Raw genomic sequence first — 21259 nt, forward strand, 5'->3', positions numbered from 1 at the left:
GCATGCTCAAATTGAACCGCAGGATTTGTGCGGTTGGCTATGCTCAGCTAAGGGGTTTGAAGCATGGCATCAGCCGCGCAAACCCGTACAATGCCGGGCTGTTACAGAATATTTGTAGAGCGCTGTGTTTATAGCTGTGTTTATAAAAGCTGCGGCACAGTGTTAAAAGTAGTCTCAGATGCGCCGGTTCACTTTTTTACCTGCCTGGATTGGGCAGTTTTTTATCGTCATTCAATAGATGGACGCGCCTTGGGCGCAGGAAAAGAAGCGTTTTGAAGAAATCCACCGCAGCACCAAAAACAGTCGTTCCGCTCTGGCGCCAGCAATTGCACTACCGGCTCAAGGAAGGTGCATTGATCGCCATCGGTGCCTTGTGCCTGTTCCTGATGATGGCCCTGCTGACCTACGGCAAGGACGATCCGGGCTGGAGCCACAACAGCAAGATCGACGACGTGCAGAACTTCGGCGGCCCGGCCGGCTCCTACAGCGCCGATATCCTGTTCATGGTGCTGGGTTATTTCGCATATATTTTCCCGCTGCTGCTCGCGGTCAAGGCCTACCAGATCTTCCGTCAGCGTCACGAGCCGTGGCAGTGGAGCGGCTGGCTGTTCTCCTGGCGCCTGATCGGTCTGGTGTTCCTGGTACTGTCCGGCGCTGCGCTGGCGCATATCCATTTCCATGCTGCCACCGGTCTGCCGGCGGGTGCGGGCGGGGCGCTGGGCGAAAGTCTCGGTGATCTGGCGCGCAACGCGCTGAATATCCAGGGCAGCACGCTGCTGTTCATCGCGTTGTTCCTGTTTGGCCTGACGGTGTTCACCGACCTGTCGTGGTTCAAGGTGATGGACGTCACCGGCAAGATCACCCTCGACCTGTTCGAACTGTTTCAGGGCGCGATCAACCGCTGGTGGTCGGCCCGTACCGAGCGCAAGCAACTGGTCGCGCAGTTGCGTGAGGTTGATGACCGCGTCCACGACGTCGTGGCGCCGACCGTCACCGACAAACGTGAACAGGCCAAGGTCAAGGAGCGCCTGATCGAGCGCGAGCAGGCCTTGAGCAAGCACATGTCGGATCGCGAGAAGCAGGTGCCCCCGGTCATCGCCCCGGCGCCGGTCAAAGCACCGGAGCCAAGCAAGCGCGTGCAGAAAGAGAAGCAGGTGCCGTTGTTCGTCGACAGCGCCGTGGAAGGTACTTTGCCGCCGATCTCGATTCTCGATCCGGCGGAAAAGAAACAACTCAATTATTCGCCGGAATCCCTGGCTGCCGTCGGCCACTTGCTGGAGATCAAGCTCAAGGAGTTCGGCGTCGAAGTCACCGTGGATTCGATCCATCCTGGACCGGTGATTACCCGTTACGAAATTCAGCCTGCCGCTGGCGTCAAGGTCAGCCGCATCGCCAACCTGGCCAAAGACCTCGCACGTTCGCTGGCGGTGACCAGCGTGCGCGTGGTCGAGGTGATTCCGGGCAAGACCACGGTCGGTATCGAGATTCCCAACGAGGACCGGCAGATCGTGCGTTTCTCCGAAGTGCTGTCGACCCCCGAGTACGACAACTTCAAGTCGCCGGTCACTCTGGCCCTGGGCCACGACATTGGCGGCAAACCGGTCATCACCGACCTGGCCAAGATGCCGCACCTGCTGGTGGCCGGTACCACCGGTTCCGGTAAGTCGGTGGGCGTGAACGCGATGATCCTGTCGATCCTGTTCAAGTCCGGCCCGGACGACGCCAAACTGATCATGATCGACCCGAAAATGCTCGAGCTGTCGATCTACGAAGGCATTCCGCACCTGCTGTGCCCGGTAGTGACCGACATGAAGGACGCCGCCAACGCCCTGCGCTGGAGCGTTGCCGAGATGGAGCGCCGATACAAGCTGATGGCGAAGATGGGCGTGCGTAACCTTTCGGGCTTCAATGCCAAGGTCAAGGAAGCCCAGGACGCCGGCGAGCCGTTGAGCGACCCGCTGTACAAGCGCGAAAGCATTCACGACGAAGCGCCATTGCTGCAGAAGCTGCCGACCATCGTTGTGGTGGTCGACGAATTCGCCGACATGATGATGATCGTCGGCAAGAAGGTCGAAGAACTGATCGCCCGTATCGCGCAGAAGGCACGTGCCGCCGGTATCCACTTGATCCTCGCGACCCAGCGTCCTTCTGTGGACGTGATCACCGGTCTGATCAAAGCCAACATTCCGACCCGTATGGCGTTCCAGGTGTCGAGCAAGATCGACTCGCGGACCATCATCGATCAGGGCGGTGCCGAGCAACTGCTCGGTCACGGCGACATGCTCTACATGCCGCCGGGCACCAGCCTGCCGATCCGGGTACACGGCGCGTTCGTTTCCGACGATGAAGTACACCGCGTGGTGGAAGCGTGGAAACTGCGTGGCGCACCGGAATACAACGATGACATCCTCAACGGTGTCGAAGAGGCGGGCAGCGGCTTTGAAGGCAGCAGCGGTGGTGGCGACGGTGATGATGCCGAGACCGACGCGCTCTACGACGAAGCCGTGCAGTTCGTGCTGGAAAGCCGCCGGGCGTCGATTTCTGCGGTACAGCGCAAGCTGAAGATCGGTTACAACCGCGCCGCGCGCATGATCGAAGCCATGGAAATGGCCGGGGTCGTCACCTCAATGAACACCAACGGTTCGCGTGAAGTTCTGGCCCCCGGCCCGGTGCGCGACTGATTGCCAAGCAAGAGGCGGGACAATGATGTGCCGCCGCTCTCCCAACGAGTATTCAAGAGGACTCCCATGCGTCTTATCCGCATGCTGTTGCCAGTACTGGCGCTGACCACGCTCACGGCCCACGCCGATGACAAGGACGTGGCGCGTCTGACTCAATTGCTGGAAACATCGAAAACCCTGACCGCGAACTTCTCCCAGCTGACCCTCGACGGCAGCGGCACCCAGTTGCAGGAAACTCGCGGTGATATGGTCCTGCAGCGTCCGGGCCTGTTCTACTGGCACACCGAAGCGCCAAACGAGCAGACCATGGTTTCCGACGGCAAGAAGGTCACCCTGTGGGACCCGGATCTGGAGCAGGCGACCATCAAGAAACTCGACGAGCGTCTGACTCAGACCCCGGCGCTGCTGCTCTCCGGTGACGTGTCGAAGATCAGCCAGAGCTTTGAGATCAGTGCCAAAGAGGCGGGCGGCGTGATCGACTTCACCCTCAAGCCGAAGACCAAGGACACTCTGTTCGACAGTCTGCGTCTGTCGTTCCGCAACGGCCTGGTGAATGACATGCAACTGATCGACAGCGTCGGCCAGCGCACCAACATTCTGTTCACCGGGGTCAAGGCCAACGAAGCGGTGCCGGCGTCGAAGTTCAAGTTCGACATCCCGAAGGGTGCTGACGTTATCCAGGAATAAACCCCGGACCCCGGGTCGGGTTCTTGTGGCTTGGAGCCTTTGTGGCGAGGGGATTTATCCCCGATGGGCTGCAAAGCAGCCCCAAAAAAGGTGACTGCTGCGTAGTCCATCGGGGATAAACCCCCTCAACACAGGGTCACCAACAGGTGTCCACAGGTATTCCAACCGGTTTCAGACAATCAGAGGTTTCAACGCTACGTGATGGATCTGTTTCGCAGTGCACCGATTGCCCAGCCGCTGGCCGCGCGTTTGCGCGCGACCAATCTGGATGAGTACGTCGGTCAGGAGCACGTGCTCGCTCGCGGCAAGCCTCTGCGTGAGGCGCTGGAGCAGGGTGCCCTGCATTCGATGATCTTCTGGGGGCCGCCGGGTGTGGGCAAGACCACCCTGGCGCGCTTGCTCGCGGAAGTCTCGGACGCGCATTTCGAAACGGTCTCGGCAGTGCTCGCCGGGGTCAAGGAAATCCGTCAGGCGGTGGAAATCGCCAAGCAGCAGGCCGGCCAGTACGGCAAGCGCACGATTCTGTTCGTCGATGAAGTGCACCGCTTCAACAAATCGCAGCAGGATGCCTTCCTGCCCTACGTTGAAGACGGCACGCTGATTTTCATCGGCGCCACCACTGAAAACCCTTCGTTTGAATTAAACAACGCGCTGTTGTCGCGGGCTCGCGTCTATGTGCTGAAAAGCCTCGACGAGACAGCACTGCGCAAACTGGTGCACCGCGCACTCACCGAAGAGCGTGGCCTGGGCAAGCGCAACCTGACCCTCAGCGATGAGGGCTTCCAGATGCTGCTGTCGGCCGCCGATGGCGATGGCCGGCGCCTGCTCAATCTGCTGGAGAACGCTTCGGACCTGGCCGAAGACAACAGCGAAATGGGCACCGAGTTGCTGCAAAGCCTGCTCGGCGACACCCGACGGCGCTTCGACAAGGGCGGCGAAGCGTTCTACGACCAGATCTCCGCGCTGCACAAATCGGTACGCGGTTCCAACCCTGATGGCGCGCTGTACTGGTTCGCGCGGATGATCGATGGCGGTTGCGATCCGTTGTACCTGGCGCGACGCGTGGTGCGCATGGCCAGCGAAGACATCGGCAACGCCGATCCGCGCGCGCTGAGCCTGTGCCTGGCGGCGTGGGAAGTGCAGGAGCGTCTTGGTAGCCCGGAAGGCGAACTGGCGGTGGCCCAGGCCATCACCTATCTCGCCTGTGCGCCGAAAAGCAACGCGGTGTACATGGGCTTCAAGACCGCGCTGCGCGCGGCTGCCGAGTACGGTTCGCTGGAAGTGCCGCTGCATTTGCGCAATGCGCCGACCAAACTGATGAAGCAATTGGGCTATGGCGACGAATACCGCTACGCCCACGACGAGCCCGATGCCTACGCTGCCGGTGAAGACTATTTCCCGGAAGAGCTTGAGCCGATCCCGTTCTATCAACCGGTGCCCCGTGGCCTGGAATTGAAGATCGGCGAGAAGCTCAACCACCTCGCCCAACTCGACCGTTTAAGCCCAAGACAGCGGAGAAAATAGTGCTTCCATTGATTGTTGCGGTCTCCGTCGGCGGAATCGCCGGCACGCTGTTGCGCTTCGCCACCGCTAATTGGGTCAACGCCAATTGGCCGCGGCACTTCTATACCGCGACGCTGGCCGTTAATATCGTGGGCTGTCTGCTGATTGGCGTGTTGTACGGCCTGTTTTTGATACGCCCGGAGGTGCCGATCGAGGTGCGCGCCGGGTTGATGGTCGGCTTCCTCGGGGGGCTGACGACTTTTTCATCCTTTTCACTGGATACGGTGCGCCTGCTGGAAAGCGGGCAAGTGCCGCTGGCCCTGGGCTATGCGGCGATCAGCGTATTCGGCGGGCTGCTCGCGACATGGGCCGGCCTGTCCTTGACCAAACTTTGATAACGAGAAACCGACATGCTCGATTCCAAACTGTTACGTAGCAACCTTCAGGACGTAGCGGACCGCCTGGCTTCCCGTGGCTTTGCCCTGGATACCGCGCGCATCGAAGCGCTGGAAGAACAGCGCAAGACCGTCCAGACCCGCACCGAAGCACTGCAGGCTGAGCGTAACGCGCGTTCCAAATCCATCGGACAGGCCAAGCAGCGCGGCGAAGACATCGCGCCGCTGATGGCGGACGTCGAGCGCATGGCGGGCGAGCTGAGTGCCGGTAAAGTCGAGCTGGACGCGATCCAGACCGAACTGGACTCGATCCTGCTGGGTATCCCCAACCTGCCGCACGAATCGGTACCGGTCGGCAAAGACGAAGACGACAACGTCGAAGTGCGCCGCTGGGGCACGCCGACGCAGTTCGATTTCGAAGTGAAAGACCACGTTGCGCTGGGCGAGAAGTTCGGCTGGCTGGACTTCGAGACCGCCGCCAAGCTCTCCGGCGCCCGTTTCGCCTTGCTGCGTGGTCCGATTGCTCGCCTGCATCGCGCCCTGGCGCAGTTCATGATCAACCTGCATGTCAACGAGCATGGCTACGAAGAGGCCTACACGCCTTATCTGGTTCAGGCTCCGGCGCTGCAAGGCACCGGTCAGTTGCCGAAGTTCGAAGAAGACCTGTTCAAGATCGCTCGCGAAGGCGAAGCCGATCTGTACCTGATCCCGACTGCTGAAGTGTCGCTGACCAACATCGTGGCCGGTGAAATCGTCGATTCGAAACTGCTGCCGATCAAGTTCGTCGCCCACACTCCGTGCTTCCGCAGCGAAGCCGGCGCATCGGGTCGTGACACTCGCGGGATGATCCGTCAGCACCAGTTCGACAAAGTCGAGATGGTCCAGATCGTCGAGCCGTCGACCTCGATGGAAGCGCTGGAAGGCCTGACCGCCAACGCCGAAAAAGTCCTGCAGCTGCTGGGTCTGCCTTATCGCACCCTGGCGCTGTGCACCGGCGACATGGGCTTCAGCGCCGTGAAGACCTACGACCTGGAAGTGTGGATTCCGAGCCAGGACAAGTACCGCGAAATTTCCTCGTGTTCCAACTGCGGCGACTTCCAGGCCCGCCGTATGCAAGCGCGTTTCCGTAACCCGGAAACCGGCAAGCCTGAACTGGTACACACCCTGAACGGTTCCGGCCTGGCGGTCGGTCGTACACTGGTTGCCGTGCTGGAAAACTACCAGCAGGCCGACGGTTCGATCCGCGTGCCGGACGTACTGAAACCGTACATGGGTGGCCTTGAGGTCATCGGCTAAATGAAATATCTGCCGCTGTTTCACAACCTGCGCGGCAGTCGTGTGTTGGTGGTCGGTGGGGGGGAAATTGCCTTGCGCAAATCCCGCCTGCTGGCCGATGCCGGTGCGCTGCTGCGGGTGGTCGCACCTGAAATCGAAGCGCAACTGCGCGAACTGGTCACTGCCAGCGGTGGTGAATGCCTGTTGCGTGGTTATGTGGAAGCGGATCTGGACGGCTGCGGCCTGATCATCGCCGCCACCGACGATGAAACGCTCAACGCCCAGGTCTCCAGCGATGCCCATCGACGTTGCGTGCCGGTCAATGTGGTTGACGCGCCGCAGTTGTGCAGCGTGATCTTCCCGGCGATCGTCGATCGCTCGCCGCTGATCATCGCGGTGTCCAGCGGCGGCGATGCGCCAGTGCTGGCGCGGCTGATTCGCGCCAAGATCGAAACCTGGATTCCTTCGACTTACGGCCAGTTGGCCGGCCTTGCCGCACGTTTCCGCAATCAGGTGAAAAACCTGTTGCCGGATGTGCAGCAGCGTCGCGGGTTCTGGGAAGACGTGTTCCAGGGCCCGATTGCCGACCGGCAACTGGCCGGGCAGGGCGCCGAGGCCGAGCGTCTGTTGCAGGCCAAGATTGATGGCGAGGCGGACATCACCACCGGTGAGGTGTATCTGGTGGGCGCCGGACCGGGCGATCCGGACCTGCTGACCTTCCGTGCCTTGCGCTTGATGCAGCAAGCCGACGTGGTGCTGTACGACCGCTTGGTCGCACCGGCGATTCTTGAGCTGTGCCGTCGCGATGCCGAGCGTGTCTACGTCGGCAAGCGTCGCTCCGACCATGCGGTTCCGCAGGACCAGATCAACCAGCAACTGGTGGACCTGGCCAAGGCCGGTAAGCGGGTGGTGCGCTTGAAGGGCGGTGACCCGTTCATCTTCGGTCGCGGCGGTGAAGAGATCGAAGAGCTGGCGGCCCACGGCATTCCGTTCCAGGTGGTGCCGGGGATCACGGCAGCCAGCGGTTGCGCGGCCTATGCCGGGATTCCGTTGACCCATCGCGATTACGCGCAGTCAGTGCGCTTCGTCACCGGTCACCTGAAAGACGGCTCCACCGACCTGCCATGGGCCGACCTCGTCGCCCCGGCGCAGACGCTGGTGTTCTACATGGGCCTGGTGGGCTTGCCGGTGATCTGCGAGCAGTTGATCAAACACGGTCGCCGCGCGGACACCCCTGCAGCGTTGATCCAGCAGGGCACCACGGTCAATCAGCGGGTCTTTACCGGGACGCTGGCGGACCTGCCGCGCCTGGTGGCGGAGCATGAAGTGCATGCGCCGACGCTGGTGATCGTCGGTGAAGTGGTGCAGCTGCGCGAGAAGCTGGCGTGGTTCGAAGGGGCTCAGGCGCAGGTCTAAAATCGAATTGACCCCATCGCTGGCAAGCCAGCTCCCACAGGTTTTTGAGTTGAAACTGCAATCTTCAGCATCACCAAAATCCCTGTGGGAGCTGGCTTGCCAGCGATGGGGCTCTCAAAAGCAATAAAAATCTCAGCCCCTGCGCCAGACCCCTTTGCCAGCCAAACGCTCCCGATCATGCGCCACGCTGAAGTCCTGCTCTGGCCCCTTCGGCACAATCCCCGTGGGATTGATGGTCTTGTGGCTGCCGTAGTAGTGGTTCTTGATGTGCTGAAAATCCACGGTCTCGCCAATCCCCGGCCACTGATACAGCTCACGCAGCCAGTTCGACAGGTTCGGGTAATCGGCAATCCGCCGCAGATTGCACTTGAAGTGCCCGTGGTACACCGCATCGAAGCGAATCATCGTGGTGAAAAGACGCACGTCTGCTTCAGTCAGGTATTCGCCAGTCAGGTAACGATTGGCGCCCAGCACTCGCTCCAGATGATCCAGTTCGGCAAACACTTCATCGAACGCCTCTTCGTAGGCGTGTTGCGAGGTGGCGAACCCGGCGCGATACACGCCGTTGTTCACCGCCGGATAAATCCGCTCGTTCAGTGCATCGATCTCGCCACGTAACGGTGCCGGGTAGAAGTCCAGCTCGTTACCGGTCAGGCCATCGAAGGCGCTGTTGAACATGCGGATGATTTCCGCCGACTCGTTGCTGACAATGCGCTTGAGTTTCTTGTCCCACAACACCGGCACGGTGACGCGCCCGGTGTAATCCGGGGTGTCGGCGGTGTAGCGCTGGTGCATGAAGTCAAAATGATCGAGCTTGTCGCCGGTCGAGCCAAGCGTCTTGTCGAAGGTCCAGCCGTTTTCCAGCATCAGCCAGCTGACCACGGACACGTCGATCAGGCTTTCCAGACCTTTGAGCTTGCGCAGGATCAACGTGCGGTGCGCCCACGGGCAGGCGAGCGATACATAGAGGTGATAGCGCCCGGCTTCGGCGGCGAAACCGCCTTCACCGCTCGGCCCGGGCTGGCCGTCAGCGGTGACCCAGTGGCGACGTTGCGCCTGTTCGCGCTGGAAGGCGCCGTCCTTGCTGCTTTCATACCACTTGTCCTGCCAGTGGCCATCGACGAGTAAACCCATGATCAAGACTCCTGAATCCAATAAGTGTTGGAGCCGAGTCTATTCCGATGAGTTCGAACAAAAAGCGCAAAGATCGGGCGTCTATGATCGGTTAAATCGATTTGTTGCGCGCGGCCCAGTATTGCTCGGCGGTTTCAAAGGCTTGCTCGCGGCTTTGACCGAGACCACGCAGGGCCAGGGCCATGGTCGAGATCAGGGCCATGTGTGGATAGCTGTCGACCACGTCGCCACGCCACACCGCTTTGAGATGTTCAACGTCCAGCGAGGCCGGTTTGACGTGGCGCTGGCTCGACAGTTGCGGCCATTCTTCGTCCCAGCTCTCGCCGCCCTTGGTGCCGTACAGATGGCTGTCGGCATCTGGGTTGATCTCGATCTCGCCGCCATCGCCCTTGACCACGATTGCCGTGTCGCCAAGCAGACCGCTGGCCTCGCGATGCACCGCTTGATAGCCCGGATGAAAAATACTTTGCAGGCCACAACGGGCGCGTAGTGGATTGAGGATCCGTGCCAGCGAATGGATCGGCGAGCGCAGGCCCATGGTGTTGCGCAGGTCGATCATCTTCTGCAACTGCGGCGCCCAGTCCATCAGCGGCATGAACGCCAGGCCGCCGTTGTCCAGCGCGTTGCCGACCTGCTGCCACGTGCGGCACAGCGGGATGTCCAGCACGCCAAGCAGTTGTTCGGTATACAGACGCCCGGCGGTATGCGCGCCGCCGCCGTGCATGAAGATGCGCACGCCGTTCTGCGCCAGGCACTTGGCCGCCAGCAGGTACCACGGCAGGTGGCGCTTCTTGCCGGCATAGGTCGGCCAGTCCAGATCGACATTCAGCGTTGGCGCTGCCAGGCGCTCGCGCAGGGCCTCGGTGAAACCGGCCATTTCCTCGGCGCTTTCTTCCTTGTGCCGCAGCAGCATCAGAAAGGCTCCGAGCTGGGTGTCTTCGACCTTGTCGTCGAGCACCATGCCCATGGCTTCCCGGGCCTCTTCACGGGTCAGGTCGCGTGCGCCGCGTTTGCCCTTGCCAAGGATTCGCACGAACTGCGCGAACGGGTGCTCGGCGGGCGTTTCGAGGGTCAGCGCTGGAAAGTCGGTCATAGGCAATTCGTCGGTTTGGGCAGGCCCGCCAGTTTCGCGGCGAGTTTGGCAGGGGTGCCTTTGAACAATCGGTTCAGGTGCAGGCTGTTGCCTTTGTCCGGGCCGAGTTTGAGTGCGGTGTATTTGATCAATGGACGGGTGGCTGGCGATAGCTGAAATTCCGCGTAGAAGTTGCGCAGCAGTTCGAGGATTTCCCAGTGTTCGGCAGTCAGTTCGATGTCCTCGGCAGCGGCAAGGGCGCTGGCGACGTCATGGGACCAGTCGTCGAGGTCGACCAGAAAGCCGTCCTTGTCCAGATCGATGGCGCGGGCGCCGACATTCATCGAGTTCATAGCCAGCTGTTGACCTTGTCGTGGCGGATCGACAGTTCGACGAACGCTGGATAGTCGATGGCCTCGGCCCAGTCGGGAGCAACGATGGCGCGGGCCTGCAGGTCTTCGGCGAGGGCGAACAGCTTGACCCGGCGCTCGTTCAGCGTGGCGAATGGCGCGGTGCCGGGTTGCAGGGCATACACCGCGTCACCGGACAACAGCAAGGCGTCGGCAGCGCCGATCACGCGCAGGCAACTGTTCAGGCGTTCGTCGCCGAACGGGGAATGAGACAACACATGCAAAGTCGACATCAGAGGGTGATCACCTGGTCGTAACGGTCAATAAGGGCGGTGATTTCGCTGGCGCCGAGCGGCTGCGCTTCGTCCAGCGACAGCGTGCTCAGGCCACGGGCGCTGGCGCTGTCAGTGCAGTAGAACAGTTCTTCGACACCGAACATCGGCAGCGCCTGCAGGTTGGCGCTCAGGTCTTTCTGTTGCAGGGCCTTGGCGTTCTGTCCGGCGGCCAGTTGCAGTACGCCGTCATCGAGAAACAGCAGGCCGATCGGCAGATCGAACGCGCCGCCGGCCAGCACGATGTCCAGCGCCTCGCGGGCGCCGGGGCCGGACCATGGCGACTGGCGGCTGATGATCAACAGGGATTTGGCCATCTCACGCACCTCCGAAACAGATCAGTCGATCGACGTCCTGCACCGCATCGTGCAACTGGCCGAGGCCGGACAACTCCCACGGCGCACTGACCGCAACGGCATCACGCTGATAACGCCTGGCCTCTTCGTCATTCAGTACGCCACGACGCAGGGCGGCGGCAATGCATACCACGCCGTCCAGTTGTTGCTCGGTGATGAACGCACGCCACTGTTTGGGCAGGTCCAGTTCGTCCTGCGGGGTGACCACTGCGTCGGAGGCGTTGTAGACGCCGTCCTGATAGAAAAACAACCGGACAATCTCATGCCCACCAGCCAGCGCCGCTTGAGCAAACAGCAGGGCACGGCGCGAGGAGGGCGCATGGGCGGCGGAAAACAGCGCAATGGCGAACTTCATGACGGACTCGATCAGCAAAACTGCGGCCATGATAAAGCTTTATGAAGGCAGCCGCGAAACCCAAGTTGCACACACCGATTGCGCGGGAATAACTGTCCGCCTGCTGCTATCGGTCATAGTGCGAATCCATGTAGGAGCTGCGGCACGCTGCGATCTCTTGATCTTTACAAGCAAGATCAAGAGATCGCAGCCTCGTTTCACTCGACAGCTCCTACAGGGGGGAGTGAGGCCTCGATCAGCGCGGCATATAGCCCAGTTGCCAGCGCCGCGGAATGCTCAGCGACAGCACACCGAGCGCCGCCGCCAGCAAGCCGCTGGCGAACAGCGCCCGAAGCCCGAAATGATGTTCCAGCACTGCGCCGAGAATCGCGCCGATGAACATCCCGCTCCATGGCACCAGTTGCACCCGCCAGCCGTTACGGCGTTCGCCGAGCATCCAGCGGCCGAGTCCACGGCCGAACCGCGATAGCGCGCCGGTCACATAGGTCAGGCCGACCGGCAGACCATTCACTTCCTCGACCGCCGCGTTAAGCATGCCCATCGCGATGATCGCCGCCAGCAGCGCCGGCAGTTGCGCGTCATACGGCCACGCGGCCGCGAAGCACAGCAGGGTGGCGATGCACAGCAGCAAGGGCAGTGTGCGCCGACCACTGAGGCGACCGATCACGATGCCCAAGGCGTTACCGATCACGAACGTGACGACGAGAATGACCAGGCGCAGCGTCAGGCCGAGGTCGCCGTCACTGATCGCCACCGCCAGCCGCGTGGTGTTGCCGCTCATGAAGGAAACGAAATCGCCGCTGGCCATGAAGCCGATAGCATCGGTCATGCCTGCCAGCACGGACAGACTGGCCACCAGTGCCAGACCGATACGCCCACGCCATTTCTGCCGATGCAAATGCCCGGACGTGGCGCGGTGAGTCGAAGTGGAGGGTAGCATCGGTGACGATATCCTTGAGTGGCGGTTAAGGTTCCAACCCGTACAGATCGCAGTAATCGGCCCAGCTCATGTGAGCCATTTCCGCCACTTCGCGATGCACCTCCATGCGCTGAGCCTGGTACTCCCCGGGCGTTTGCGCCGTGAGCTGCAAGGTCAGCTCCCAAGCGAACAGGCCTTGATTCTCCGCCTCAGCCTCGAAGGCTTCGTGCAGGCGTTCTTCACGATACTGCGCCAAGGTTTCACCCTTGGCCTGGGCCTGCAGCGGGTTGAGGTGATCGAGGGTTTCGCGCAATTCGGGGCGCGCGTCGAGAAACAGTTTCAGGGCTTGTTCATGTCGCTGGTCGGTGGGCGCCATGTGTATTCCTTGTCAGGCTGATGACCCTAGGGTGCCGGAGCGGCCGGCGTGTGTCGCGCTATAAATGCAGTAAAGCAGAACGATTTTGCCGGTTGCGATGATACAGTCCGCTTTTTTCTGAATGAGCGAATGCAATGCGAATTCTGATGGTAGCGCTGGCTGCGACCGTGCTGGCGGGCTGCGCGGGCTCGGTGATGGACGATTCTCGCACCAAAGCCCCTTACAAGGTTCTGACCTCGGACAAGCCCGAGAAAGTCGTGGCCCAGTGCGTGCAATTCGCCTGGCAGGACGAGGCGGTGTTTGGCGTGGACGCCGGCGCGTATCTGCAACCGGGCAAGAAGGGCGGCTCGACGGTGTATACCCGTTCGGCGGAATCGTTTGTCGACGTGACCAGCGATGCGTCGGGGACGGTGCTCAATTACTACGTGCAGAAGGATGATTTTGTCGCCAAGCGGCGTTTGGCGGGGTTGGCGACCTGTCTTTGATCGTGTGTTGACGCGACTGCCGTCTTCGCGAGCAGGCTCGCTCCCACTGATTCCATTGTGGAAGCGAGCCTGCTCGCGAAGGGCCCTTGAGGTTCAATCCTTCAAGCGCTTCTGGAAATAATGCCGGCTATGCCCCGGCGGGTAATCAACGATCTCGCCAAACTGGCTGAATCCCAGCTTCTTGTAGAACGCCGGCGCCTGAAAATCGAAGGTGTCCAGCCAGATGCCCAGGCAGTTCTTTTCCTTGGCCAGATTTTCCGCCATGGCCATCAGTTCCGAGCCGATGCGCTGTCCGCGACCCTGTTCCGGGACGCAAAGCAACTCGATGTACATCCACTGGAAAATCACCCGGCCATACAAACCGCCGAGTATCGCGTCCTGTTCATCGCGCACCAGCAGGGCGAACGGTTCCGACGTGGAGCCCCCGGTCCGGGCGTCGTTGTACGCAATCAACGGCTCGAGGATAGCCTTGCGCTGTTCTTCCGTAGGGTTCTGCGACAGCTCGATTCGCAACGTCATGCGCAACTTCCTTGTGAGGTGAACGCGCAGCCTATCCTGCCCGGCGGGCGCTTTCCAAGTCCTTGCTCATCCCTTTGGAACCGCCGCTGTTGCGTCGGGGTCTAGCTTCTACAGCGTCATTTCGAACGCGGTTGATGAGGACCCCCCATGAATATTTTCGAAGCCCTTCGCGAAAGCCACGACCGTCAGCGCAATTACGCCAAAGCTCTGGTCGAAACCAGCGGTGATACTCCGGAGCGTGTTGAAGCCTACAAACAGCTCAAGGCCGAACTGCAGGCGCATGAGACCGCCGAAGAACGCCACTTCTACATTCCGCTGATGGAGTTCGACAACGGCGTCGATCTCAGTCGTCACGCGATCTCGGAACACCATGAAATGGACGAGATGATGGAAGAACTGGATGAGACCGAGATGTCCAGCCCGGCGTGGCTGGCCACTGCAAAAAAACTTTCCGACAAGGTTCATCACCATCTCAAGGAGGAGGAGCAGAAATTCTTCCAGATGGCCGGCAAGTTGCTCGACGACAAGCAAAAGGAACAGCTCGCCGGGCAATACGAAAAGGAATACCAGGCACAACTGGAGTGAGTGATGAATGCGGGTTTTTGCTGTGTCGGCGTGTAGGTCTTTAGCCATGCGTCAGGTGGGCGTTGTCGCAATTGACTGTATATTCATCCAGTATTTGCGGCGTTTTCCACTGGAGACGCCGATTGCCTGCGACAAAACCGCCGATGGACAAAAAAACCACCTCCGTTAGCTTGAAGGCCTCTCCTCGGACAGGAGAGTTCTTAAATCAACGGAGTGAAAAACATGAATCAACCACAAGCTCAAACCCAGCTGCGACACGGTCGCGTTACCTCTCCAGCCAGCCGCGGTGCGGTCGCCATCGAGCAAGGATTGCTCGGTGCCTGGCAGGTCAACGAAATGGAAGGTGGCAAGAACTTCCCGGCGCTGACCGCAGGACCTTTTCCTGCGCCCTATGGCAGTGACAGCGACAGCGTCACACCACCCGCCGACGGTTACATTCTCAGCGGTGGCAAGACCGATGCCCGTGACTGTGTGAACTTCACCGACGAGGAAATGAGCAAAAAGCTCAACCGTCCGTTCAACTGGCCGCTGCTCAGCGTCACCCCGGGCCAGACCCTGGAAGTGAAGTGGGAATACACCGCGCCACACACTACCCGTGGCTATCGCTGGATGATCACCAAGGATGGCTGGGATCCGAAACAGCGTATTTCCCGTGCACAACTCGAGGCGCAGCCTTTCGCCGAAGACTTCTACACTCAAGTGCCGTATTACAGCTATCCGGGGGAATTGAAGGCCAAGGTCAATCATTCGGTGAAGTTGCCGGCCAGCAAAAAGGGTCGTCACGTCATCGTGTTGATGTGGATTGTCGCCAACACCGGTAACGCGTTCTATCAGGCGTTCGACGTCGACTTCAAATAACGGCGAAACGCTCAACCCACAGGTTCTGAAGGATTAGAACATGTCAAATATCGACTTTTCGTTAATGCACAGTCAGGCCGCCGACGCGGCTTCACTGATGCCGAGCATCGCCGGCAGGAAAATTCTCATGGGTTTCTGGCACAACTGGCCGGCCGGCCCGAGTGACGGCTACCGCCAGGGCCGCTTTGCCGAGATCGCTCTGGAGGCGGTGCCCAAGGAGTACAACGTGGTCGCGGTGGCGTTCATGAAGGGCAGCGGGATTCCGACCTTCAAACCGTACAACGTCTCCGATGCCGAGTTCCGGCGCCAGGTCGGCGTACTCAACAGCCAGGGGCGGGCGGTACTGATCTCCCTGGGCGGCGCCGATGCACACATCGAATTGCGCAGCGGCCAGGAACAGCCGTTGGCCAATGAAATCATCCGTCTGGTGGAAACCTATGGCTTTGACGGGCTGGACATCGATCTTGAACAGAGCGCGATTGATTTCGCTGCCAACAAGACCGTGTTGCCGGCCGCGCTGAAGCTGGTCAAGGATCACTACGCAGGCCAGGGCAAGCATTTCATCATCAGCATGGCCCCGGAGTTTCCGTACCTGACCACCAACGGCAAATACGTCGGTTACCTGCAGGCGCTGGAAGGCTATTACGACTTCATCGCGCCGCAGTTCTACAACCAGGGCGGCGACGGGGTCTGGGTACCGGAAGCCAATAATGGCAATGGCGCGTGGATCGCGCAGAACAACGACGCGCTGAAAGAGGATTTCCTCTATTACCTGACCGAAAGTTTGGTGACCGGTACCCGGGGCTTCACCAGAATCCCGGCGGACAAGTTCGTCATCGGCCTGCCGGCCAACGTCGATGCCGCTGCCACCGGTTATGTGATCGACAGCACCGCCGTGGGCAATGCGCTCAAGCGTCTGGCGATCAAGGGGCTGCCGATCAAGGGCCTGATGACCTGGTCGGTGAACTGGGACAACGGCGTCAGCAAGGATCGCCTGCCGTACAACTGGGAGTTCAGCCGGCGTTATGGACCGCTGATTCACAGCGCTCGAACAGCGGCGCAGGAAACGGATGATGCGTTGTCGCGCATCGCCCGTTAATCGCAGGTAAAGAAGCCCGGTAGCGCTGCCGGGCTTTTTTTGTGGGCGCGATTAATCGACTATGGGCGTTTTCCGATGACAAAGGATCAGGCGTCATGATCAAGACAGCCGAGCGGGTCAACATCGTCGACACTCAGGTGTTGTCCCACGACTGGTACCTGTTGCAGAAGATCACCTTTGACTACCTGCGCAACAACGGCGACTGGCAGCGGCAGACGCGCGAGGTCTACGACCGGGGCAATGGTGCGGCGATCCTGTTGTTCAACCGCGAACAGCGCACCGTGGTGCTGACACGCCAATTCCGTTTGCCGGTATTCGTCAACGGCCACGACGGCTTGTTGATCGAAGTGGCGGCAGGTCTGCTGGAAGGTGCGTCACCCGAGCAGCGAATCCGTGACGAAGCCGAAGAGGAGACCGGTTACCGTGTTCACGACGTGAAGAAGGTGTTCGAGGCTTACATGAGCCCCGGTTCGGTGACCGAGAAACTGCACTTCTTCATCGCCGAGTACGACGCGAAATCGAAGGTCAGTGAGGGCGGCGGCCTGGAAGAAGAAACCGAAGAACTGGACGTGCTGGAATGGCGCTTCGATGAGGCCTTGGCGGCGTTCCACCGTGGTGAGATCTGCGATGCCAAGACCATCATGCTGTTGCAGTACGCGGCGATGAATAACCTATTTGCCTGAGAAAGCAAAGATCGCAGCCTGCTGCAGCTCCGACATTGCTCCACCTGTGTAGGAGCTGCCGCAGGCTGCGATCTTTTGATCTGCTAAAACAAATCCCCAGTCCTGCCCACCGCCGACCAGTTACCACCCTCCAGCACGAGCAACCGCTCTTTGGCCTCAAGCCCACCCGCAAATCCGGTCAACTTCCCCGATGCGCCAATCACCCGATGGCACGGCGCCACAATCGAAATGGGATTGCGCCCATTCGCCGCTCCCACCGCACGCACGGCTGTCGGGTGACCGATCTGCTCGGCGATCTGGCTGTAGGTACGGGTTTCGCCAAACGGAATGGTCAGCAACGCTGCCCAGACCTTTTTCTGAAAATCGGTGCCGACAAAGTCCAGCTCCAGGTCGAAGCGATCACGCTTGCCGGCAAAGTATTCTTCAAGCTGCTGTGCGGTTCGTTGCAACAGCGGATTATCCGGTGCTGCGCTCATCGGACCAAGGCGCACCCGGCCCGGTTTGTCGTTTTCCCAGAGGATGGCCGCCAGTCGTGCGCCGTTCGCAACCAGCTTCAGTTCGCCGACCGGTGAGGGCAGGGTGATGAACGTGTAGGGCATGGGCAGAACTCCGGATCTGCGTGGCGAAGGCGTCCAGCATACTGGCTGATCGGGGAGGCGCAAATCGCAATAGCGACCATACTGCTTGGTGCTTTTGCAGCGTTCCCTTCTGCTCTGCACAGAACCCAAAAACAAAAAAGAGATCGACTCATGAAGTACGAACCTTTGGCCAAAACGCTGATCGCGACTTCACTGGCACTGAGCTGCCTGATGGCTCACGCCGCTTCCGTGGCCCCGGTTGCCGCCGAGAACGGCATGGTGGTCACTGCCCAACACCTGGCCTCCCATGTCGGCGTCGATGTGTTGAAAAGTGGCGGTAACGCGGTGGATGCGGCAGTCGCTGTGGGCTATGCGCTGGCGGTGGTGTATCCCGCGGCAGGCAACCTCGGCGGTGGCGGTTTCATGACCATTCAACTGGCGGACGGGCGCAAGACCTTCCTCGACTTCCGCGAAAAAGCCCCGCTGGCGGCGACCGCCAACATGTACCTGGACAAGGACGGCAACGTCGTCCCGGACCTGAGCACCCGCGGTCACCTCGCCGTGGCGGTGCCCGGCACCGTGTCGGGCATGGAGCTGGCGCTGAGCAAGTACGGGACCAAGCCGCGCAAGGACATGATCGCCCCGGCGATCAAACTGGCGGAAGACGGTTTCGAACTGGAGCAGGGCGACGTCGATTTGCTGGACTACGCCACCGATGTATTCAAGAAGGACCTGCGTGATTCCGGCTCGATCTTCCTGCACAACGGCGAACCGATGCAGGTCGGGCAGAAACTGGTGCAGAAGGATCTGGCGAAAACCCTGCGCACCATTTCGGAAAAAGGCGCTGACGGTTTCTATAAGGGCTGGGTGGCCGACGCCATTGTCACTTCCAGTCAGGCCAACAAGGGCATCATCACCCAGGCCGACCTCGACAAATACAAGACCCGCGAACTGGCCCCGGTGGAGTGCGATTACCGCGGCTACCACGTGGTTTCGGCGCCACCGCCAAGCTCCGGCGGGGTGGTGATCTGCGAGATCATGAACATTCTCGAAGGCTATCCGATGAAGGACCTGGGCTTCCATTCGGCCCAGGGCATGCACTACCAGATCGAAGCGATGCGCCACGCTTACGTGGACCGCAACAGCTATCTGGGCGACCCGGATTTTGTGAAGAATCCGATCGAGCATCTGCTGGACAAGAACTACGCGACCAAGCTGCGCAACGCGATCCAGCCGCAGAAGGCCGGAATCTCCGCCGAACTGAAACCCGGCGTCGCGCCCCATGAAGGCAACAACACCACGCACTATTCGATCGTCGACAAGTGGGGCAACGCGGTGTCGGTCACCTACACCCTCAACGACTGGTTCGGCGCCGGGGTGATGGCGAGCAAGACCGGGGTGATCCTCAACGACGAAATGGACGACTTCACCTCCAAGGTCGGCGTGCCGAACATGTACGGTCTGGTGCAAGGCGAGGCCAATGCCATCGCTCCGGGCAAAACTCCGCTGTCGTCGATGAGCCCGACCATCGTCACCAAGGACGGCAAAGTGGTGATGGTGGTCGGTACGCCGGGTGGCAGCCGCATCATCACTGCGACCTTGCTGACCATGCTCAACGTCATCGACTATGGCATGGGCCTGCAGGAAGCGGTGGACGCGCCGCGTTTCCACCAGCAATGGATGCCTGAGGAAACCAACCTCGAAGACTTCGCGGCCAGCCCCGATACGAAGAAGCTCCTCGAGAGCTGGGGCCACAAGTTCGCCGGGCCGCAGGACGCCAACCACATCGCCGCGATCCTGGTCGGCGCACCGTCGCTGGGCGGTAAGCCAGTGGGCAAAAACCGCTTCTACGGGGCCAACGATCCACGACGCAATACTGGATTGTCACTAGGCTACTGACAGGGGTAAAAAGGGGGCGGGCGCTGCTCCGCCCCGGTTTCAACGTTCGCTCAAGGAAGGCCCATCATGTCTAGCGCATTGCTGATCATCGACGTCCAACAGGCTCTCTGCTCGGGCCAATATCAGTGCTTCGACATTCGCCGCGTCATCGACACCATCAACCAGCTCAGCACTCGCGCGCGCAAGGCCAGCGTGCCGGTGGTGCTGATTCAGCATGAAGAAAAGGACAGCCCGCTGGCGCATGGTGGCGAAGGCTGGCAACTCGCCGATGGCCTGCTGACTGCCGTCGAAGACCTGCGCGTACACAAAACCACCCCGGATTCGTTCTACCAGACCGAGCTGGGCAAACTGCTGCCCGGCGAAGACTTCGAGCGCCTGATCATCTGCGGCCTGCAAACCGACTATTGCGTCAACGCCACCGTGCGCCAGGCCCATCAGCTGGGGTACGACGTCGTCCTCGTGGCAGACGCTCATTCCACCCTCGACAACGGCAACATGAGCGCCGAAGACATCATCGCCGAACACAACAAGGACCTGGCGCACCTGACGGGGGCCATGGCCCGGGTCGACGTCAAACCTGCCGCCGCGATCATTTTCTGAAGCCCGCAAATACTTCTGTTGTTCTTACTGGCCTTATCGCTGGCAAGCCAGCTCCCACAGGGTTTGGCATGGATCACAAGGTCTTTGAACAACACAGATCATTGTGGGAGGTGGCTTGCCAGCGATGGCGGTGGATCGGTCAATGAAGATGCCAGCTGTGCCAACCCAATCGCCAGCAGGCTGGCTCCCACAATGGCCGGTGGTGTGAACAGATTCCCATACTCAGCCCAAATCCCCTGTGGCGAGCGAGCTTGCTCGCGCCGGGCTGCGTAGCAGCCCTCACCTCACGTCGCAAACAAAGCCCCACGAATCTCCCCAGCCCGCGGTGCCACGACGCCCTCCAGCACCATCCGCGTAATCGTCTCCGCCGCCGTCTGATAATCCTCATCCTGCGGCACCGGGCGCCCGGTGATGCAGCCCATTTGCCAACCCAGGTTGGTGTAGGTGCGGGTCGCCGACCAGATGAACAGCATCAGATGTTCCGGGTCTACCGGCGCCAGCAGGCCGCGTTCGATCCAGCTGCGCAGGCAGTCGACATTGCGCCGGGCTTCGGCGTGCAGCAGGTCGCGGCATTCGTCCGGTAGCTGACGGCCACCGAGCAGCAGCTCGCCGCTGAAGACCTTGGCGATGGCCGGGTGTTCGCGGGCGATTCGGATACGCGCGGCGACGTAGGCGCGCAGGCCAATCATGGGGTCGTCGCTTTCGCGCAGTGCCGCCGAGGCTTCCAGCAGCGGTTCGACGAACCCCAGCAAAACCTTGGAATAGAGGTTTTCCTTGGTCTGAAAGTAGTAATACAGGTTGGCCTTGGGCACGCCGGCGCGGGCGGCGATATCACGGGTCTGGGTGGCGTCGAAGCCGTTGGCGGCGAACTCTTCGCTGGCGGCGGCGAGGATCAATTGTTCGTTGCGTACGCGGATGGCACTCATGGGAACACGATGTAAATGGCTGGCATGGGCAGGTACTGAAAAATTCGGCTTCGCAATATACAAAACTATATAGCGATGAGGCCAGCTGACTGCTCGATTTGCGGCAGAGCTGAGCGAATATTTATGTGTAAATTTCCCGAAGCGGCCTTTCCTCAAGCGAGCACTCTCTCTAGAAT

General features: G+C 60.6%; 23 protein-coding genes and 1 pseudogene. 13 read left to right on the forward strand and 11 right to left on the reverse strand.

The genetic code is table 11. The features are described 5' to 3' along the window. The first annotated feature begins 272 nt into the window (after positions 1-272). The 6 genes from AC193Q_RS03320 to cysG all read left to right on the forward strand — a co-directional run bounded on the left by AC193Q_RS03320 (position 273) and on the right by cysG (position 7957). Complete coding sequence (locus AC193Q_RS03320) at positions 273-2681, forward strand: DNA translocase FtsK (RefSeq protein WP_095666941.1); 2409 nt, start codon at positions 273-275, stop codon at positions 2679-2681. Positions 2682-2747: 66 nt separating this feature from the next. Continuing rightward, positions 2748-3368, forward strand: coding sequence for an outer membrane lipoprotein periplasmic chaperone LolA (gene lolA / locus AC193Q_RS03325; RefSeq protein ID WP_041074219.1), 621 nt, complete (start codon positions 2748-2750; stop codon positions 3366-3368). Positions 3369-3569: 201 nt separating this feature from the next. Beyond that, complete coding sequence (locus AC193Q_RS03330) at positions 3570-4892, forward strand: replication-associated recombination protein A (RefSeq protein ID WP_003223849.1); 1323 nt, start codon at positions 3570-3572, stop codon at positions 4890-4892. Further along, positions 4892-5266, forward strand: a complete 375-nt coding sequence (gene crcB, locus AC193Q_RS03335; protein ID WP_041074221.1) for a fluoride efflux transporter CrcB — start codon at positions 4892-4894, stop codon at positions 5264-5266. Before AC193Q_RS03330 ends, crcB begins: the two co-directional genes overlap by 1 nt. Before the next feature lie 15 nt (positions 5267-5281). Beyond that, positions 5282-6562: a serine--tRNA ligase gene (serS, locus tag AC193Q_RS03340; protein ID WP_003223852.1), complete on the forward strand. Its 1281-nt coding sequence runs from the start codon at positions 5282-5284 to the stop codon at positions 6560-6562. Next, entirely contained in the window at positions 6563-7957 is a 1395-nt protein-coding gene (gene cysG, locus AC193Q_RS03345) for a siroheme synthase CysG (protein ID WP_121184795.1), read from the forward strand. It abuts the gene before it with no gap. Between the two features lie 132 nt (positions 7958-8089). On the opposite strand, the gene AC193Q_RS03350 is transcribed toward cysG, so the two are convergent. The 8 genes from AC193Q_RS03350 to AC193Q_RS03385 form a co-directional block, all read right to left on the reverse strand. Next, the gene (locus tag AC193Q_RS03350) at positions 8090-9091 is read right to left on the reverse strand and encodes a glutathione S-transferase family protein (protein WP_121184797.1); all 1002 of its coding nucleotides are present in this window, start codon (positions 9089-9091) and stop codon (positions 8090-8092) included. Positions 9092-9182: 91 nt separating this feature from the next. Beyond that, positions 9183-10184, reverse strand: coding sequence for a glycosyl transferase family protein (locus tag AC193Q_RS03355; RefSeq protein WP_121184799.1), 1002 nt, complete (start codon positions 10182-10184; stop codon positions 9183-9185). Next, the gene (locus tag AC193Q_RS03360; RefSeq protein WP_121184801.1) at positions 10181-10516 is read right to left on the reverse strand and encodes a TusE/DsrC/DsvC family sulfur relay protein; all 336 of its coding nucleotides are present in this window, start codon (positions 10514-10516) and stop codon (positions 10181-10183) included. The genes AC193Q_RS03355 and AC193Q_RS03360 overlap by 4 nt, the downstream gene beginning before the upstream one ends. Continuing rightward, positions 10513-10806 (reverse strand): sulfurtransferase complex subunit TusB, encoded by a 294-nt coding sequence (gene tusB / locus AC193Q_RS03365; protein WP_121184803.1) that lies wholly within the window; start codon positions 10804-10806, stop codon positions 10513-10515. Before tusB ends, AC193Q_RS03360 begins: the two co-directional genes overlap by 4 nt. Continuing rightward, entirely contained in the window at positions 10806-11162 is a 357-nt protein-coding gene (gene tusC / locus AC193Q_RS03370; protein ID WP_047295096.1) for a sulfurtransferase complex subunit TusC, read from the reverse strand. The genes tusB and tusC overlap by 1 nt, the downstream gene beginning before the upstream one ends. Position 11163: 1 nt before the next feature. Further along, a complete protein-coding gene (gene tusD / locus AC193Q_RS03375; RefSeq protein WP_121187732.1) occupies positions 11164-11556 on the reverse strand; it encodes a sulfurtransferase complex subunit TusD in 393 nt (130 codons plus the stop codon). Positions 11557-11791: 235 nt separating this feature from the next. Further along, positions 11792-12496 carry a YoaK family protein gene (locus AC193Q_RS03380; protein ID WP_047295093.1) on the reverse strand — a complete coding sequence of 235 codons (705 nt, stop codon included), beginning with the start codon at positions 12494-12496 and terminating at the stop codon, positions 11792-11794. A gap of 25 nt (positions 12497-12521) precedes the next feature. Continuing rightward, positions 12522-12851, reverse strand: coding sequence for a DUF6388 family protein (locus tag AC193Q_RS03385; protein WP_121184805.1), 330 nt, complete (start codon positions 12849-12851; stop codon positions 12522-12524). 134 nt (positions 12852-12985) lie between these two features. Here AC193Q_RS03385 and AC193Q_RS03390 point away from each other — a divergent pair, with 134 nt between their 5' ends. Continuing rightward, positions 12986-13336, forward strand: coding sequence for a hypothetical protein (locus AC193Q_RS03390; RefSeq protein ID WP_041074236.1), 351 nt, complete (start codon positions 12986-12988; stop codon positions 13334-13336). 93 nt (positions 13337-13429) lie between these two features. Here the strand turns inward: AC193Q_RS03390 and AC193Q_RS03395 are convergent, their stop codons facing one another. Beyond that, positions 13430-13855 (reverse strand): GNAT family N-acetyltransferase, encoded by a 426-nt coding sequence (locus tag AC193Q_RS03395; RefSeq protein ID WP_095666935.1) that lies wholly within the window; start codon positions 13853-13855, stop codon positions 13430-13432. Positions 13856-14002: 147 nt separating this feature from the next. On the opposite strand from AC193Q_RS03395, the gene AC193Q_RS03400 reads away from it, so the two are divergent. The 4 genes and pseudogenes from AC193Q_RS03400 to AC193Q_RS03415 all read left to right on the forward strand — a co-directional run bounded on the left by AC193Q_RS03400 (position 14003) and on the right by AC193Q_RS03415 (position 17080). After that, positions 14003-14440: a hemerythrin domain-containing protein gene (locus AC193Q_RS03400; RefSeq protein ID WP_041074240.1), complete on the forward strand. Its 438-nt coding sequence runs from the start codon at positions 14003-14005 to the stop codon at positions 14438-14440. Positions 14441-14662: 222 nt separating this feature from the next. Continuing rightward, on the forward strand, positions 14663-15298 hold the full coding sequence (locus tag AC193Q_RS03405) for a lytic polysaccharide monooxygenase auxiliary activity family 9 protein (RefSeq protein WP_047295087.1): 636 nt from the start codon (positions 14663-14665) through the stop codon (positions 15296-15298). Between the two features lie 40 nt (positions 15299-15338). Then, positions 15339-16361 (forward strand): annotated as a pseudogene (locus AC193Q_RS03410) (chitinase); the annotation flags it as partial. Positions 16362-16492: 131 nt separating this feature from the next. Continuing rightward, positions 16493-17080: an NUDIX domain-containing protein gene (locus AC193Q_RS03415; protein ID WP_121184809.1), complete on the forward strand. Its 588-nt coding sequence runs from the start codon at positions 16493-16495 to the stop codon at positions 17078-17080. Between the two features lie 83 nt (positions 17081-17163). On the opposite strand, the gene AC193Q_RS03420 is transcribed toward AC193Q_RS03415, so the two are convergent. After that, positions 17164-17679, reverse strand: coding sequence for a methylated-DNA--[protein]-cysteine S-methyltransferase (locus AC193Q_RS03420; protein ID WP_121184811.1), 516 nt, complete (start codon positions 17677-17679; stop codon positions 17164-17166). A 150-nt stretch (positions 17680-17829) separates the two neighbouring features. On the opposite strand from AC193Q_RS03420, the gene ggt reads away from it, so the two are divergent. Then, positions 17830-19557, forward strand: coding sequence for a gamma-glutamyltransferase (gene ggt, locus AC193Q_RS03425; protein ID WP_121184813.1), 1728 nt, complete (start codon positions 17830-17832; stop codon positions 19555-19557). A 66-nt stretch (positions 19558-19623) separates the two neighbouring features. After that, a complete protein-coding gene (locus AC193Q_RS03430) occupies positions 19624-20157 on the forward strand; it encodes a cysteine hydrolase family protein (RefSeq protein WP_121184815.1) in 534 nt (177 codons plus the stop codon). 284 nt (positions 20158-20441) lie between these two features. Here AC193Q_RS03430 and AC193Q_RS03435 read toward each other — a convergent pair whose 3' ends face one another. After that, positions 20442-21083, reverse strand: coding sequence for a TetR/AcrR family transcriptional regulator (locus tag AC193Q_RS03435; RefSeq protein WP_121184817.1), 642 nt, complete (start codon positions 21081-21083; stop codon positions 20442-20444). Between the last annotated feature and the right edge of the window lie 176 nt (positions 21084-21259).

Source organism: Pseudomonas sp. F2 (assembly GCF_057174385.1).

What these genes read in the sequence shown, in the direction of transcription:
- AC193Q_RS03400 (WP_041074240.1), top strand. Translation starts at nt 14,003, where the DNA reads ATGAATATTTTCGAAGCCCTTCGCGAAAGCCACGACCGTCAGCGCAAT.
- AC193Q_RS03395 (WP_095666935.1), bottom strand. Translation starts at nt 13,855, where the DNA reads ATGACGTTGCGAATCGAGCTGTCGCAGAACCCTACGGAAGAACAGCGC.
- AC193Q_RS03385 (WP_121184805.1), bottom strand. Translation starts at nt 12,851, where the DNA reads ATGGCGCCCACCGACCAGCGACATGAACAAGCCCTGAAACTGTTTCTC.
- AC193Q_RS03420 (WP_121184811.1), bottom strand. Translation starts at nt 17,679, where the DNA reads ATGCCCTACACGTTCATCACCCTGCCCTCACCGGTCGGCGAACTGAAG.
- ggt (WP_121184813.1), top strand. Translation starts at nt 17,830, where the DNA reads ATGAAGTACGAACCTTTGGCCAAAACGCTGATCGCGACTTCACTGGCA.
- cysG (WP_121184795.1), top strand. Translation starts at nt 6,563, where the DNA reads ATGAAATATCTGCCGCTGTTTCACAACCTGCGCGGCAGTCGTGTGTTG.
- AC193Q_RS03435 (WP_121184817.1), bottom strand. Translation starts at nt 21,083, where the DNA reads ATGAGTGCCATCCGCGTACGCAACGAACAATTGATCCTCGCCGCCGCC.
- AC193Q_RS03355 (WP_121184799.1), bottom strand. Translation starts at nt 10,184, where the DNA reads ATGACCGACTTTCCAGCGCTGACCCTCGAAACGCCCGCCGAGCACCCG.
- AC193Q_RS03330 (WP_003223849.1), top strand. Translation starts at nt 3,570, where the DNA reads ATGGATCTGTTTCGCAGTGCACCGATTGCCCAGCCGCTGGCCGCGCGT.
- AC193Q_RS03380 (WP_047295093.1), bottom strand. Translation starts at nt 12,496, where the DNA reads ATGCTACCCTCCACTTCGACTCACCGCGCCACGTCCGGGCATTTGCAT.
- AC193Q_RS03415 (WP_121184809.1), top strand. Translation starts at nt 16,493, where the DNA reads ATGATCAAGACAGCCGAGCGGGTCAACATCGTCGACACTCAGGTGTTG.
- tusD (WP_121187732.1), bottom strand. Translation starts at nt 11,556, where the DNA reads ATGAAGTTCGCCATTGCGCTGTTTTCCGCCGCCCATGCGCCCTCCTCG.
- serS (WP_003223852.1), top strand. Translation starts at nt 5,282, where the DNA reads ATGCTCGATTCCAAACTGTTACGTAGCAACCTTCAGGACGTAGCGGAC.
- tusC (WP_047295096.1), bottom strand. Translation starts at nt 11,162, where the DNA reads ATGGCCAAATCCCTGTTGATCATCAGCCGCCAGTCGCCATGGTCCGGC.
- lolA (WP_041074219.1), top strand. Translation starts at nt 2,748, where the DNA reads ATGCGTCTTATCCGCATGCTGTTGCCAGTACTGGCGCTGACCACGCTC.
- AC193Q_RS03430 (WP_121184815.1), top strand. Translation starts at nt 19,624, where the DNA reads ATGTCTAGCGCATTGCTGATCATCGACGTCCAACAGGCTCTCTGCTCG.
- tusB (WP_121184803.1), bottom strand. Translation starts at nt 10,806, where the DNA reads ATGTCGACTTTGCATGTGTTGTCTCATTCCCCGTTCGGCGACGAACGC.
- AC193Q_RS03360 (WP_121184801.1), bottom strand. Translation starts at nt 10,516, where the DNA reads ATGAACTCGATGAATGTCGGCGCCCGCGCCATCGATCTGGACAAGGAC.
- AC193Q_RS03350 (WP_121184797.1), bottom strand. Translation starts at nt 9,091, where the DNA reads ATGGGTTTACTCGTCGATGGCCACTGGCAGGACAAGTGGTATGAAAGC.
- AC193Q_RS03390 (WP_041074236.1), top strand. Translation starts at nt 12,986, where the DNA reads ATGCGAATTCTGATGGTAGCGCTGGCTGCGACCGTGCTGGCGGGCTGC.
- AC193Q_RS03405 (WP_047295087.1), top strand. Translation starts at nt 14,663, where the DNA reads ATGAATCAACCACAAGCTCAAACCCAGCTGCGACACGGTCGCGTTACC.